The 14,136-nt window shown below is 69.0% G+C and carries 14 protein-coding genes; 8 read left to right on the forward strand and 6 right to left on the reverse strand.

All coding sequences use genetic code 11. From position 1 onward, the window contains the following. Nucleotides 1–2: 2 nt before the first annotated feature. The 4 genes from hutU to hutI are packed head-to-tail and all read left to right on the forward strand — an operon-like array spanning nucleotide 3 to nucleotide 5,291. Nucleotides 3–1,655: a urocanate hydratase gene (hutU, locus tag ACM6LR_RS35840; protein ID WP_414945378.1), complete on the forward strand. Its 1,653-nt coding sequence runs from the start codon at nucleotides 3–5 to the stop codon at nucleotides 1,653–1,655. Beyond that, entirely contained in the window at nucleotides 1,652–2,848 is a 1,197-nt protein-coding gene (locus ACM6LR_RS35845; protein ID WP_414940135.1) for an allantoate amidohydrolase, read from the forward strand. Before hutU ends, ACM6LR_RS35845 begins: the two co-directional genes overlap by 4 nt. Continuing rightward, a complete protein-coding gene (locus ACM6LR_RS35850) occupies nucleotides 2,845–4,149 on the forward strand; it encodes a formimidoylglutamate deiminase (protein WP_414945379.1) in 1,305 nt (434 codons plus the stop codon). The genes ACM6LR_RS35845 and ACM6LR_RS35850 overlap by 4 nt, the downstream gene beginning before the upstream one ends. Then, nucleotides 4,137–5,291 carry an imidazolonepropionase gene (hutI, locus tag ACM6LR_RS35855; protein WP_414940133.1) on the forward strand — a complete coding sequence of 385 codons (1,155 nt, stop codon included), beginning with the start codon at nucleotides 4,137–4,139 and terminating at the stop codon, nucleotides 5,289–5,291. The genes ACM6LR_RS35850 and hutI overlap by 13 nt, the downstream gene beginning before the upstream one ends. A gap of 76 nt (nucleotides 5,292–5,367) precedes the next feature. On the opposite strand, the gene ACM6LR_RS35860 is transcribed toward hutI, so the two are convergent. Together ACM6LR_RS35860 and ACM6LR_RS35865 are read right to left on the reverse strand one after the other, a co-directional pair. After that, a complete protein-coding gene (locus tag ACM6LR_RS35860; protein ID WP_414945380.1) occupies nucleotides 5,368–6,126 on the reverse strand; it encodes a hypothetical protein in 759 nt (252 codons plus the stop codon). Next, nucleotides 6,123–6,332, reverse strand: coding sequence for a hypothetical protein (locus ACM6LR_RS35865; RefSeq protein ID WP_181775064.1), 210 nt, complete (start codon nucleotides 6,330–6,332; stop codon nucleotides 6,123–6,125). The genes ACM6LR_RS35860 and ACM6LR_RS35865 overlap by 4 nt, the downstream gene beginning before the upstream one ends. Before the next feature lie 125 nt (nucleotides 6,333–6,457). Here ACM6LR_RS35865 and ACM6LR_RS35870 point away from each other — a divergent pair, with 125 nt between their 5' ends. Further along, nucleotides 6,458–8,062, forward strand: coding sequence for a histidine kinase (locus ACM6LR_RS35870; protein WP_414940207.1), 1,605 nt, complete (start codon nucleotides 6,458–6,460; stop codon nucleotides 8,060–8,062). Next, nucleotides 8,037–8,711, forward strand: coding sequence for a response regulator (locus tag ACM6LR_RS35875; RefSeq protein WP_414940206.1), 675 nt, complete (start codon nucleotides 8,037–8,039; stop codon nucleotides 8,709–8,711). Before ACM6LR_RS35870 ends, ACM6LR_RS35875 begins: the two co-directional genes overlap by 26 nt. On the opposite strand, the gene ACM6LR_RS35880 is transcribed toward ACM6LR_RS35875, so the two are convergent. Continuing rightward, a complete protein-coding gene (locus ACM6LR_RS35880) occupies nucleotides 8,656–9,777 on the reverse strand; it encodes an FAD-dependent monooxygenase (protein ID WP_414940131.1) in 1,122 nt (373 codons plus the stop codon). The two genes, ACM6LR_RS35875 and ACM6LR_RS35880, sit on opposite strands and share 56 nt — an antisense overlap. 43 nt (nucleotides 9,778–9,820) lie before the next feature. On the opposite strand from ACM6LR_RS35880, the gene ACM6LR_RS35885 reads away from it, so the two are divergent. Next, complete coding sequence (locus ACM6LR_RS35885; RefSeq protein WP_414940130.1) at nucleotides 9,821–10,366, forward strand: TetR/AcrR family transcriptional regulator; 546 nt, start codon at nucleotides 9,821–9,823, stop codon at nucleotides 10,364–10,366. Nucleotides 10,367–10,503: 137 nt separating this feature from the next. On the opposite strand, the gene ACM6LR_RS35890 is transcribed toward ACM6LR_RS35885, so the two are convergent. The 3 genes from ACM6LR_RS35890 to ACM6LR_RS35900 are packed head-to-tail and all read right to left on the reverse strand — an operon-like array spanning nucleotide 10,504 to nucleotide 13,195. Beyond that, nucleotides 10,504–11,250, reverse strand: a complete 747-nt coding sequence (locus ACM6LR_RS35890) for an ABC transporter permease (protein ID WP_414945381.1) — start codon at nucleotides 11,248–11,250, stop codon at nucleotides 10,504–10,506. After that, complete coding sequence (locus ACM6LR_RS35895; RefSeq protein ID WP_414940128.1) at nucleotides 11,247–12,281, reverse strand: alpha/beta hydrolase family protein; 1,035 nt, start codon at nucleotides 12,279–12,281, stop codon at nucleotides 11,247–11,249. The genes ACM6LR_RS35890 and ACM6LR_RS35895 overlap by 4 nt, the downstream gene beginning before the upstream one ends. Next, on the reverse strand, nucleotides 12,278–13,195 hold the full coding sequence (locus ACM6LR_RS35900) for an ABC transporter ATP-binding protein (protein WP_414940127.1): 918 nt from the start codon (nucleotides 13,193–13,195) through the stop codon (nucleotides 12,278–12,280). Before ACM6LR_RS35900 ends, ACM6LR_RS35895 begins: the two co-directional genes overlap by 4 nt. 135 nt (nucleotides 13,196–13,330) lie before the next feature. Here ACM6LR_RS35900 and ACM6LR_RS35905 point away from each other — a divergent pair, with 135 nt between their 5' ends. Beyond that, nucleotides 13,331–14,119, forward strand: a complete 789-nt coding sequence (locus ACM6LR_RS35905; RefSeq protein ID WP_414940126.1) for an ion transporter — start codon at nucleotides 13,331–13,333, stop codon at nucleotides 14,117–14,119. Nucleotides 14,120–14,136: the final 17 nt, after the last annotated feature.

Below are 14,136 nucleotides of genomic sequence, written 5' to 3' on the forward strand. Positions count from 1 at the left end.
CCATGTCCCGCACGGTCCGTGCCGCCCGAGGCACCACACTCACCGCGAAGAACTGGCAGACCGAAGCCGCGCTGCGGATGTTTCACAACAACCTCGACCCCGACGTCGCCGAGCGCCCCGAGGACCTGGTCGTCTACGGCGGCACCGGCAAGGCCGCCCGCAACTGGGCCAGTTTCGACGCGATCACCCGCGAACTGACCACTTTGGACAGTGACGAGACACTGCTCGTCCAGTCCGGCAAGCCGGTCGGTGTGTTCCGCACGCACGAGTGGGCGCCGCGCGTGCTCATCGCGAACTCCAACCTCGTCGGCGACTGGGCGACGTGGCCGGAATTCCGCCGCCTGGAAGCACAAGGCCTGACCATGTACGGCCAGATGACCGCGGGGTCCTGGATCTACATCGGCACACAAGGAATTCTGCAGGGCACGTACGAAACCTTCGCCGCTGTCGCGAAGAAGCGGTTCGGCGGAACCCTCAAGGGCACGCTCACCGTCACCGCCGGCCTCGGCGGCATGGGTGGCGCGCAGCCGCTGGCCGTCACGATGAACGACGGTGTCGCGCTCGTCGTCGAATGCGACCCGCAGCGCGCGCACCGCCGCGTCGAGACTCGCTACCTCGATGAGGTCGCCGGCGACCTCGACGACGCGATCCGCCGCGTGGAAGCCGCCAAGAAAGAGAAGCGCGCGTTGTCCGTCGGCGTGATCGGCAACGCCGCCGAGGTGCTGCCCGAACTGCTGCACCGCGGCGTCGAGATCGACATCGTCACCGACCAGACCTCCGCGCACGACCCGCTTTCCTATCTGCCCAAGGGCATCGGCGTCGACGAGTGGCAGGACTACGCGGACAAGAAGCCCGACGAGTTCACCGAACGTGCCCGCGAGTCGATGGCCGAACACGTCGAGGCGATGCTCGGCTTCCTCGACAAGGGCGCCGAGGTCTTCGACTACGGCAACTCCCTGCGCGGCGAGGCGAAACTCGGCGGCTGCGAGCGCGCGTTCGACTTCCCCGGTTTCGTGCCCGCCTACATCCGCCCGCTGTTTTGCGAGGGCAACGGCCCGTTCCGCTGGGCGGCGCTGTCCGGTGACGCGCAAGACATCGCGGCGACCGACCGCGCGATGCTGGAACTGTTCCCGGAGAACGAATCCCTCGCGCGCTGGATCAAGCTGGCAGGCGAACGCGTTGCTTTCCAAGGACTTCCGTCGCGGATCTGCTGGCTCGGCTACGGCGAACGGCATCTCGCGGGCCTGCGGTTCAACGAGATGGTCGCCAGCGGAGAGCTGAAGGCGCCCGTGGTCATCGGCCGCGACCACCTCGACTCCGGCAGTGTCGCCTCGCCGTACCGCGAGACCGAGGGGATGGCCGACGGCTCCGACGCCATCGCCGACTGGCCGCTGCTGAACGCGCTGGTCAACACCTCGTCGGGCGCCACGTGGGTGTCGATCCACCACGGCGGCGGCGTCGGCATGGGCCGCTCGATCCACGCGGGCCAGGTCAGCGTGGCCGACGGAACCCTGCTGGCCGCGCAGAAACTCGAGCGCGTGCTCACCAACGACCCGGGCATGGGTGTCATCCGGCACGTCGACGCCGGGTATGACCGCGCCGCCGACGTCGCCGACGAGCGCGGCGTCCGCGTTCCGATGCGGGACGCCGAGTGACCGCGTCCTCGCTGCTGGAGGAGATTTCGGACGTCGGCCGCGACCCGAAACGCGGCGGCTACTCGCGTCACGCCTTCGACGCGGCCGAAACCGAACTGCGCGCGTGGTTCGTCGAGCTTGCGGGGCGGCTGGGCCTTGGCGTCGAGACCGACCGCAACGGCAACATCTGGGCCTGGTGGGGAACCCCCGGCCCGGACGCGGTCGTCACCGGGAGTCATCTCGATTCGGTTCCCGGCGGTGGCGCCTTCGATGGCCCGCTCGGTGTCGCGAGCGCGCTCGAGGCGGTGGAGATCTTGCAAACCAAGGGATTCCGCCCCGCCAAGCCGTTCGCCGTCGTCGTCTTCGTGGAGGAGGAGGGTGGCCGGTTCGGGGTGCCGTGTCTCGGGTCTCGGTTGCTGACCGGGACGATCGACGCGGACAAGGCGCGCGGCCTGCGCGACCCCGACGGCGTGACGTTCGCCGAAGCGGCGGCGAAATCCGGCCTTGAGCCGGAACTCGTCGGCCGTGATTCCGAGCGGCTCGGCCTGATCGGGCGGTTCCTCGAACTGCACGTCGAACAGGGGCGCGGGCTGATCGACCTCGGCTCACCGGTTGCCGTCGGCAACACGGTGATCGCCCATGGTCGCTGGCGATTCTCCTTCCAGGGTCAGGGAAACCACGCCGGTGCGACGCTGATCGGTGACCGTCGTGATCCGATGATCCCGGCGGCCGAGACCGTGATCGCCGTGCGGAAACTGGCGAAGGTGACGGCGGACGCCAGAGCCACGGTCGGCAGGCTCGTGCCGGTTCCGGGCGGTACCAACGTCATCGCGTCCACTGTGGACCTGTGGCTGGACGCGCGGGTGCCGGGCACGGGCACGCCCGAGCTGGTCGCGGAGATCGCGAAACTGGCCGAAGACGCGGCAGGTCAGGAAGGGTGCCGGGTCGAGGTGACCAGGGAGTCGTATTCGGGCGACGTGATCTTCGACGACGCGCTGCGCCGCGACCTCGGCACCTGGCTGGGCGGGCCGCCGGAGTTGCCGACCGGTGCCGGGCACGACGCGGCGATCCTGGCCGGTTTCGTCCCGTCCGGGATGCTCTACGTGCGCAATCCCACCGGTATCAGCCATTCTCCGGAGGAGTTCTCGGAAGCGGAGGACGTCGACCACGGTGCCCGCGCGCTCGCGGACGTCCTCGAAAAACTGTCGACATGACGACATATTGGTGTGCGCGGGCCTGGCTGCCAGACGGGATCACCGATGCCGTCCGGATCGAGGTCGACGCCGGGAGGATCACTTCCGTGACGGCGAACGCGCCTAGCGAAGGTACTGTCCTGAATGGACTGACCTTGCCCGGCTTCGCCAACGGGCACTCGCACGCGTTTCACCGTGCGCTGCGGGGCCGGACGCACCACGACCGAGGAACCTTCTGGACGTGGCGGGAACGGATGTACTCGCTCGCGTCCAGGCTCGATCCGGACACGTACTACCGGCTGGCGCGCGGTGTCTATGCCGAGATGGTGCTGGCCGGCTACACGAGTGTCGGCGAGTTCCACTACCTGCACCACGCGCCGGGCGGAAAGCCTTATGCCGAGTCGAACGCGATGGGGGAGGCGCTGCGGCACGCGGCCGAGGACGCCGGGATCCGGCTCACGCTGCTCGACACCTGCTATCTCGCGGGCGGTATCGGCGTCGAACCCGACGAGGTGCAGCGGCGGTTCTCCGACGGTTCGGCCGGGAAGTGGGCGCAACGAGTCGGCGACTTGCGGGAGAAGGAGACGTTCCGGGTGGGCGGCGCGATCCATTCGGTGCGTGCCGTTCCCGAAGACCAACTGTCCGAAGTGGACAACGGGACGCCGGCCGATCGGCCGCTGCACATCCACCTTTCCGAACAGCGGGCCGAAAACGAGCAGTGCATGGCGGCCTACGGCTGGACACCGACGGGGCTGCTCTACGACCACGGCGTCCTCGGCGAACGGCTCACGGCGGTGCACGCGACCCATCTGACGCCGCTCGACATCGAACGGCTGGGCGCGGCCCGCAGCCGAGCGTGTTTTTGCCCGACGACCGAGCGGGATCTCGGCGACGGCATCGGTCCCGCCCGGACGTTGCTGGACACGGGGGTGCGGCTCAGCGTCGGCAGTGACAGCAACGCGGTCGTCGACGCGTTCGAGGAGACCAGGGCGCTGGAGCTGAACGAGCGGCTCGCCAGCGAGCGGCGTGGCCGGTTCACCGCGGACGAACTGCTCACCGCGGCGACGGATCACGGTGCCATCGGCTGGGACGAGGTGGGCGAGCTGACCGCGGGGGCGGGGGCGGACCTCGTCACGGTCGGACTCGGTTCGGTGCGGACCGCGGGGATCGAGCCGTCCGGGGTGGTCTTCGCCGCCTCCGGCGCGGATGTCCGGAATGTTGTCGTCGCCGGGCGTGAGATCGTCCGCGACGGCGCACACCAGCTGATCGACCGGCCGGAAACGGTCTTGGCCAAGGAGATCGAGGCATTGTGGCAGTCCTGATCACGGGCATCGGCGAGCTCACCACGAACGACGCCGGGCTGGGCAAGCTTCACGACGCCGCCGTCGTCGTCGAGAGCGAAAAGATCGCCTGGGTCGGCGCGGCGGCCGACGCGCCGGACGCGGACGAGCGGGTCGACGTCGACGGCCGGGCGGTGCTGCCCGGATGGGTCGACAGTCACACGCACCTCGTCTTCGCCGGGGACCGCACGGCCGAGTTCGAAGCGCGGATGGCTGGGAAGGCGTACAGCGCCGGGGGTATCGCGGTCACCGTCGACGCGACGCGGTCAGCGTCGGACGAGCAGCTGGCGGCCAACCTGCGGCGTCACGTCGACGAAGCGGCGAAGCAGGGAACGACCTGCCTGGAGACGAAGACCGGATACGGGCTCAACGTCGAAGACGAGGTGCGCTCGGCGCGGATCGCCGCCGACGTGGCCGACGAGGTCACGTTCCTCGGCGCGCATCTGGTGCCGCCGGGTGCGGACGCGGAGTCGTATGTGGACCTGGTGTGCGGTGACATGCTCGACGCCGTGGCGCCGCTGGTGCGGTGGGCGGACGTGTTCTGCGAGACCGGCGCCTTCGACGAAGCGCAGTCCGGGCGGGTGCTGAAGGCGGCGCGGGAGCGCGGGCTCGGGCTGCGGGTGCACGGGAACCAGCTGGGGGAGGGGCCGGGCGTGCGGCTCGCCGTCGAGTTGGGGGCGGCGAGTGTCGACCACTGCACGTACTTGAGCGAAGCGGACGTAGAGGCTCTCGCTGCTTCGGAGACCGTCGCGACCTTGCTGCCCGCGTGCGACCTGTCGACCCGGCAGTCGCTGGCGCCCGCGCGGCGGCTCCTGGACGCGGGGGCGACGGTCGCGCTGGCCAGCAACGCGAACCCCGGTAGTTCGTACACGACGTCGATGGCGTTCTGCGTCACGACCGCTGTGCTGCAGATGCGGATGACGATCGACGAGGCCGTGTGGTCGGCTACCGCGGGTGGCGCGCGGGCGCTGCGGCGTGACGATGTGGGCGTCGTGCGACCGGGGGCGCGAGCCGACCTTCAGGTGCTGGAGGCGCCTTCGGTCACTCACCTCGCGTACCGGCCTGGAGTGCCGTTGACGGCCGCTGTTTGGCGGCGGGGGACGCGCCTGACCTGCGGGAAGTAGCAAGGGACCTTTGCTATTACTTACTTAGGCATACTAAGCGAGTGATAGCAAAGGTCCCCTGCTCTCCCCGCCGGGATCAGGAGGTGTGACCGAGGGTTTCCTCGATCCGCTCGCGCAGCGCGGGCGGGAGTTCGCCGAGCAGGTGCGACCACTGCTCGATCCGCTTCTCGCTCAGGTGGGTGAGCAGGTCGAGCAACGGCGGCCACAGGTCCTCGTCGGCGGCCGCGGCCCGCAGGAGACCGCGGAACCGGGCCTCGGAGAGCAGGCCGAGGACGTGGTCGATCCGGCTCTTGTCATCGAGGACGAACGCGATCCGGATCAGCGGCTCGTCGCCGATGACGTCGAGCGCCTTCCGCACCGTCGGATCGGGCAGGTGACCGACGAACCGGCCGACGGTGATCCAGTCCTCACGGCGCACCAGTTCGCCCGCGACCGCGACGACGGTGTCGAGCGGGATCCGCGCGATGATCGCGCTCGCCCGGCGCGGGTCCAGTTCGGCCGCGACGTCGGACAGAAACTGCGGCCTCAGGCGTTTCGCGACGTCGACGCCACGGGAGACGTCCACCAGCCCGGCGATCCGGGCGCACAGAAGCGGGCCGAAGACCTTCTCGGCGATCTTCGCCAGGATCGGGCTCGGGACGAGCTTGCTCGCCATCGCCATCCGCTCGAGGGCGGCGCGGTTGGCGTCGAACAGCTTGTTCGTCACCTGCTCACGGAACGCCTGGAGTTCGACCGCGTCCACGTTTCCCAGGTAGGAAAGCCGTTCGGGAGTGGTGCCGAGGACGCGGGTCAGTTTGAGGATCTCCGCCTGCGACGCGAAGTTTTCGGTGGTCACAGGCCCACCACCTTGCGGATGGTGCCACGCAGAAGCGCGGGTACGTACTTCAAGCCCTCTTCGCCCGCCTCGGCCAAGGCCTTGGCCTGGCGGTGGCGCGCGTCGCGCAACGCGTCGGAGAGGTCCTGTTTCTCGTCGTCGGCCAGCGCTTCGATGCCTGCCGGGACAGGACCGCCTAGCTGACCGGAGAGTGTGCGCTCGGCCATGGTCGATCATCATGCCTCATGGCCCGTGCGGAGGCCGAATGATCGGACCATCTTGACTTTCGCCTATGGCGAAGCGGTCGGCGCGGCTTGTAGCGTCCGGTCCTGTGAAGGATCCTGAAGAGCCTGTGCGGCGCGGGCGGCGACTGGCCATGGACCTCGCGCTGTGGCTCGGGCTCTGCGGCTGGGTCGTCATCGACGCGGGATCGAGCACGAAACACTGGGAACTGTTCGCCGGGCTCACCGCGACCACGGCCGCGATCGCGGTATCGCGCCGGTACCCGGTGGTCTCGCTCGCGATCGCGATGGTCGCGAGCTTCGTCATCTTGGGCAGTTTCGGCGGCAGAGTGCCGGTCTGGGAAGGGTTCGTCCTGGTCGCGGTGAGCTACCTCGCCGGCTACCGGCAGCCGATCGCGAAGCCGATGTTGCGTGTCTTCGCCGTCGTCTCCTTGGTCGCGATCCCCGTGGCGCTGGTGTGGGCTGACGACGGGTTCGCAGACTGGGGCGCTCTGCTCGGGCTCCTGGTCTTCGCGTCGGTGACGCCGTGGCTGCTGGGCAAGTACATCCGACAGCGCGAGGACATGGCGCGCGACGGCTGGCGTCGCGCCAAGGAAATGGAGAGCCGTCAACGGCTCGTCGCCGACCGGGCGCGGCTGCGCGAGCGCACCCGGATCGCCAGTGACATGCACGATTCGCTGGGGCACGAACTCAGCTTGATCGCGGTCCGTGCGGCGGCACTCGAGGTCTCTGGCGGCCTCGACGAGAAGCAGCGGGAGGCCGCCGGTGACCTGCGGCAGAGCGCCGCGACAGCGACCGAGCGGCTGCACGAGATCATCGGGGTGCTGCGTGAGGACGACGCGCCGACCGAGCCGGTGCACGAGAGTATCGACGAACTGCTCGACCGGGCCAGGGCGTCCGGCGTGCTCATCGAATCCTCTGTGGACAGTCCGATCGACGGCGAGCCGCAGATGGTCGATCGCGCGGCCTATCGGGTGGTGCAGGAGTCGGTGACGAACGTCGTGAAGCACGCGCCCGGCGCCGCCGTCACCGTCCGGGTCGTGCGTTCGCGAGGGCGGACCGACGTCGTGGTCACCAACGTGCCGCCGCCCGCGGGACCCTTGCCCGGCCAAACTTCGGGACGGCGCGGGCTGATCGGCCTGCGTGAACGGGTCCGCCTTGTCGGCGGGACCCTGCGGGCGGAACCGCGCGACGGCGGCTTCGAGGTCAGTGCGAGCTTGCCGCATGATGCCGCGCCGTCAGAGGAATCGCCGGAAAGCCAGGCGGCGATGGACGCCGAAGTGGGACAGTCGACGTCGGCGAAGGAACTTGAACGTGCTCGCCGGGATGTGCGACGCAGCCTGATCCAGGCGATCGTCGTGCCGATCGGGCTCTTCGGCGTGCTGGTCGGGATCAGCGGGGTGGTGTTCCTCTTCCAGTGGTACGGCTCCGAACTCCCCAAGGGAGACTATGACCGCATCCGGCTGGGCCAGACGAGGGCGGAGATCGCGTCCGTCCTGCCCGGCGGTCAGCGGATCGCGCGACCGCGTCAGGTGGAACCGCCGGTGACAGCCGGGGCGACCTGCGAGTACTACGGCACCGAGCGCAGCCTGTTCAACAGGTACTACGAGGCCTACCGGCTGTGCTTCGCCGAGGGGAAACTCGTGGCGAAGGATGTGATCAATGAACACGAGCAAAAGGGGGATCCGGATGATCCGGGTGGTGCTGGCCGATGACGAGGCGATGATCCGGGCCGGGGTGTCGGCGATCCTGGCCGCGGACACCGGAATCGAGGTGGTCGCGGAGGCCGCGGACGGCCGCGCAGCCGTCGAACAGGCTCGTGTGACGAGGCCGGATGTCGTGCTCCTCGACATCCGGATGCCGGTCATGGACGGGCTCAAGGCGGCCGAGGAGATCCGGCGGCTGCTGCCCGACATCGGCGTGATCATGCTGACGACGTTCGGCGAAGACGCCTACATCGAACGCGCGCTGAGCCTCGGCGCGAGCGGATTCCTGCTGAAGTCCGGGGATCCGCGGGAACTGCTGGCCGGGATCCACGCCGTCGCCGACGGAGCGGCGTTCCTTTCGCCGAAGGTCGCGCAGCGGGTCATCGCGCGGTTCTCCGGCAACCAGGTGTCCCGAGCCGAGGAGGCGAGGGCGTCGATCGGCAAACTGACCCCGCGTGAACAGGAAGTGCTGGCGCTGCTGGGTTCCGGACTGTCCAATGCGGACATCGCCGGAAAGTTGTTCGTGGTCGAGGGCACGGTGAAGGCCTACGTGAGCACCATCCTCAACCGGCTCGGCGTGCGGAACCGGGTGCAGGCCGCGATCACGGCGTACGAGGCGGGGCTGGTCGGCGGGGAACGGGAGGAGCCCAGCCGCTGACGCCGGCGCCGATGCGGGCGGTGAGCGTGCCGGGGAGCAGGCGGAACACGCCGTTGCGGATCGCGACCGCGAGGGGATTCCTCAGCTGTGGTCCCATTCTTCCGGCCTGGACCGAGGATTTGACGACCGCTTGGCTACGTGGGCGGCGCTGCTCGTCGTAACTCCTCAATGCCGCGTCGACGTCCTCGGCGGTACTGAGCGTGGCGGCGAGGACGACGGCGTCTTCGATCGCCTGGCAGCCGCCTTGGCCGAGGAACGGCGGCATCGCGTGTGCCGCGTCGCCGAGGAGCGCGACGCGGCCACGCACGTACGACGGCAGGGGGGTGCCGAGCAGGTACAGGTCGTGGTGGAGCAGTGCCTCGGGCGTGGTCGCTTCGATGAGCTCGGGGATGGGTTCGTGCCAGCCTCCGAAGCGCCTCCGCAGGTACGCCTTCGGGTTCTCGCACCGGATTCCCGCTTCGGCGACGTAGCTCGCCCACCAGTAGACCCGGCCGTCGTGCAACGGGATGACGCCGATTTCGGCGCCGTCGTCCCAGCTCGTACTCAGCTCCGTGGGGTGCGGGAGCGTGGTCACCGCGCGGAAGGCGGTGCTGCCGCTGTAGACCGGTCCGGGGTGCCGCGGCCACAGCTGTTTCCGGAGTCCACTGTGGATTCCGTCGGCCGCGACGATGACGTCCGCGTCCAGGTCTTCGAGGTTCGTGACCTCGATGCCGGTGCGGACGCAGCCGGTGGGCAGGGCGTCGTGGAGTGCGGCGATGAGGTCGGCACGGTGGATGGCGGCGAGCGGACGGCCGTGGTGACGGCGGAACGCGTCGGCGTCCCAACGGGTGATGCGGCGGCCTTCGCGGTCATGGAGGCCGCCGGACTCTTGTTCTCGCAGCTTGCCGAGGTGGATGCCCAGTGTTTCGAGTGAGCGCAGGGCGTTCGGCCACAGGGAGATGCCTGCGCCGACCGCGGTGAGTTCCGCGGCCTTTTCCAGGACGGTGACCTCCCAGCCGATGCCATGCAGCCCGATGGCGGTGCTCAGTCCGCCGATTCCTCCGCCGACCACGATCGCTTTGCGCAGTTCGACCTCCTCTACATCTGTAGAGTACTACTACACTTGTAGAGTGCGAAAGGCGATGATCGGGGACGCGGCCATCGAGGTGATCGCGGCGGAAGGAATGCGCGGGCTGACGCATCGTGCTGTCGACCGGTTCGCCGGGTTGCCGTCGGGTTCGACGTCGTATTACGCGCGGACGCGGGCGGCTCTGCTGGAACTGGCGATCTCACGGATGGTCGAACTCGACGAGGTCACCCTCGACCCGCCGCCCGGCCGGCTGGCCGAGTACGTGGCGGGGTTCGCCCACGCGGCGATCACGAGTGGGCGGACGCGGATGCTCGCGCGGTACGAGTTCGCGCTGGAGGCGACGCGGCGGCCGGAATTGCGCGAGGCCTACGACCGCGGGGGTCTGGTCATCCGGCGGCGGTGTGCCGAGGTGCTGGCCGACCGTGGCTCGACGGAGCCGGAGCGGCACGCGCGGATGCTCGTCGCTTGGCTGGACGGGACGATCTTCGACGCTTTGGCCGGGACCGGCTCGCTGCGGCCGCCTGGGCTGACGGAGCTGACGCGGGGGGCTCGGGAGGTGCTGGCGGGGCTCGGGGTGGCGGGGTAGCAGGGGACCTTTGCTATCGCTTGGGGCTCTGACCTGCGGTTTATTAAGGTAGAGAGCAAGGGGCCTTTGGTGCCGCCTGCTTGGGCTGTGGCGCGGCGGCCGTGGAGGGCAAGCGGAAGCGAAGGTCCCTTGCTCCCTCAGGCGTCGCGGCGCCGGAGCACGGTGGAACCGGTGGCGAGACCGGCCGCCGCCCACGCCGCACAGAGCACGATGCCGACCCAGGGCGCGTAGGGCGCGATGCCGCCGAAGATGGGGTTCGGCTCCCCTGAAGTGAACATCGCGTTGACGCCCGCGAAGCCGGGGAAGTAGTTCACGATGTCCTCCCCGCCCAGCGAACCGGCGAACATCGGGATCATCACCAGCAGCACGAACACCGTCACGATCGTCCCCGCCGTGCTCCGTAGCGCCGTCCCCAGGCCGAGGCAGAGCAGACCCAGCAGCCCGAAGTAGCCACCCATGCCCGCGGCGGTCGTGAGAACGTCGCCCACCGAGGAATCCCGCGCGGAAATCAGCGGCGCCGAGATCGCCACGCCGGCGAGCGTGTTCAGGACGCCGTAGCCGAACAGTACCGGCAGCAGGACCGCCGACTTCGCCGCGAGGACCCGGTTCCGCACCGGGACCCACTGCAGGGTCGAGCGGATGCTGCCACTGGCGTATTCGCTCGTGATGAACAGCGTCGCCAGCGCGACCACGGCGAACTGCGTGAGATAGAACGCCGCCCCGGTCACCACGGCGTGCGGAGTCATCGGGCGTTCGGCGCCCGCGTTCGCGGCCAAGCCCAGCGCGCCGGAGTAGGCGAGCATCAGCACGAGACCACTGATCAGGGACCACCAGGTCGAGCGGACCGACCAGAACTTGGTCCATTCCGAGGAGATCGCGTTCATCGTGCGCTCCACTGCTTGAAGAAACCGGTCAGCCGGTCACGGAAGAAGTCCAGTGCCTGCCGCGAATCAATCGATCCGTACTGGTTCTCGACCTCGGCGGGCGGCAGGTGCGGTCGCAGCCCCAGCTGGTCGACCAGGATCGCCGCGTCCGTCACCGACGAGTGGCCGCTGTCCTTGACCAGGAACCGCTCCTTCGGCCCGGTGAGCCGCGGCCAGGTCTCGTCCCAGGTCGGGCCGAAGTGCTTCTCGCCGATCGGGCTCGCCAGGAGAAGCAGCGGCCGGTCGAGGGAAACGGTGCCGTAGAAGGGACCGTCGACGTTCACGCCCGCTTTGATCCGCCGGTCGGCGACCATCGCGGCGGCGGTGGCCGAACCGCCGGCGGAGTGACCGGCCATCCCGATCTTCCTGGCGTCGATCGACCAGCGACGGTCCTTCAGCAGGGTGTCGATGACGAACGACGTGTCGATCGCGCGGTTCGCGATCGCGGCGGGCCAAGGGTTGTTCGGTCGTGTGCAAGCGACGCACTGGCGCAGTCCGTCGGGGAACTCCGTCGCCCAGGCTTCGTAGGCGTGGTCGATCCCGGCGACCACGAAACCCTGTGCGGCGAGGCGTTCCGCCACCGAGGTCAGGGTGATCCGGTTGTTGCCCGCGCCAGGCGACAGCAAGACGAGCGGACGACGTCCTGGCAGCGAAGGCGCGTTCTCCCTCGAGTGGACCCGTACCTTGCTCAGCGTGTCCGGCGGCACGTCGATCTTCCGCCCGGCGACCGCCGCCGCCGACTCCGCGTGTGTCATGTACAGCGGCGCGCGCCCGACCGGGACGGCCGGGTACCAGATGTTGACCATCAGCTCACGCCGCTTCTCGGGCACCCAGGGGTCGGCTCGCTGCTGGTCGGTGAGGTGCAGCGTGCGCAGCCCGATCGGCAACGGGCCACCCGGCGTCGGCAGCGACAGATTCGGCGCCGCCGACGCGGCCGTCGGTATTCCCAGCAGGCCGGCGACCACCGCCACCAGGACAATGAGTGACTTCATGCCGCTACTCCCGTTCCGTATTCGACCGAAGACGCGGTCAATTCCATGTAGGCCTGTTCCAAGGACGCGGTCTGTTCGGTCAGTCCGTGTACGCGGATCCCGAGTTCGTGCACGGCGTCGCCGACACTGTGCACGGGCAGCTCGTGCACGATCAGTTCGTCCCGATCGGATTCCGTGGTCGCGCCAAGTGCGCGCAGACGCTGTTCGAGCGCGCGCAGTTCGACCGGAACGGGCACCCGCACCGCGACCGACGTCCGCGAATTGCCCGCGATGAATTCGTCGACCGGGGCGTCGGCGAGCAGCTTTCCCTTGCCGATGACGACCAGCCGGTCCGCGGTCAGCTGCATCTCGCTCATCAGATGGCTCGACACGAACACCGTGCGGCCTTCCGCCGCGAGCGAACGCATCAGGTGCCGCACCCAGCGGACGCCGTCGGGGTCGAGGCCGTTGACCGGTTCGTCGAACATCAGCACGCCCGGGTCGCCCAGCAGCGCGCCGGCGATGCCCAGCCGCTGTCCCATGCCGAGCGAAAACGTCCCGGCTCGTTTGCCCGCGACGTCGGTGAGACCGACCGTCGCGAGCACCTCGTCCACCCGGCTCGCCGGGAGCCCGTTGCTGCGCGCCATCGCCAGGAGGTGCTTGCCCGCGCTCCGGCCGGGGTGCAGCGCCTTGGCCTCCAGGAGCGCGCCGACCTCACACAGCGGATACCGCAGGTCCGCGTACTTCTTGCCGTCGATGTGGACCTCGCCGCCGCTCGGCGTGTCGAGACCGAGTGTCATCCGCATGGTCGTCGACTTGCCCGCGCCGTTGGGGCCGAGGAAGCCGGTCACCTTGCCCGGCTCGACGGTGAAGGTCAGGCCGTCGACCACCGTCTTCTCGCCGTAGCGCTTCGTGAGTCCTCGAAGCGTGATCATCCGCGTCCTCCTTCGTGTCCCTGAATCCTCCGATGCGGGGACACTTCGGGGCAGTGCCCCGAAGTCATCGGCCACCCCTTACTTTCGACAGGTGCCGCTCGGCACGAGTCACCGCGGAAAGGCAGAATCGGCGCCATGACCACCCGCGAACAACGGCGCGTGAATCCGCTCGACCTGGTGATGCTCGTCCTCGCCGTGTTCTCCGTCGGGCTGCTCGTCTACGTGACGTTCTTCCCGCATTCGGACGAGACGGCGCACACCGTCTTCGTCATCGACACGACGGTGTGCGGGATCTTCGCGCTGGAATTCCTGTGGCGGTGGCGGCGCAACGGCTGGGAGAAGTGGTTCCCGCTGCGCAACTGGTACGAAATCCTCGGCATGATCCCGATCGCACATCCGGCGCTGCGCGGGTTCCGGCTGCTGCGGATCCTGGTCGTGCTCGTCCGGCTCGTGCGTACGGCCGACCGCGCGTTCGGGGAGCGGTTCACGCAGCGGCTGGTCGAACGGCTTTCGCGGCCGATCGTGCTGGCGATCAAGAAACCGATCACGATCGCGGTGCTCGACGAGGTCGTCAAGGTGCTGGAAACCGGGAACTACCCGCAGAACCTCGCGCGGTCACTGGGCGACAACCAGACGCTGCTGCGGGGGATCATCGCCGAGAAGCTCAAGAACGACCCGCAGGCGGGGCGGCTTTCGAAGCTGCCGTTCCACGACGAGGTGGTGCGTTCGGTGATCGACACCGCGATGCGCGTGATCCTCGAAGTGCTGACGGACCCGCGGACCGACGTGTTCTTCGCGCATGTCGTGCGGGAGAACCGGGAGCAGATCCGGAGCGCGGTGCAGCTGGGGTTGAGCGAGAAAGAGGACGACGAGGAGCTGGCGGCGCGGCTGCCGACCCGGCCTCAGCACCAGCTGATGGACTGATTGGATCCTGGAAGTGT

This window comes from Amycolatopsis sp. cmx-11-32 (assembly GCF_047608695.1).
In the GTDB taxonomy this organism is placed as follows: Bacteria; Actinomycetota; Actinomycetes; order Mycobacteriales; family Pseudonocardiaceae; genus Amycolatopsis.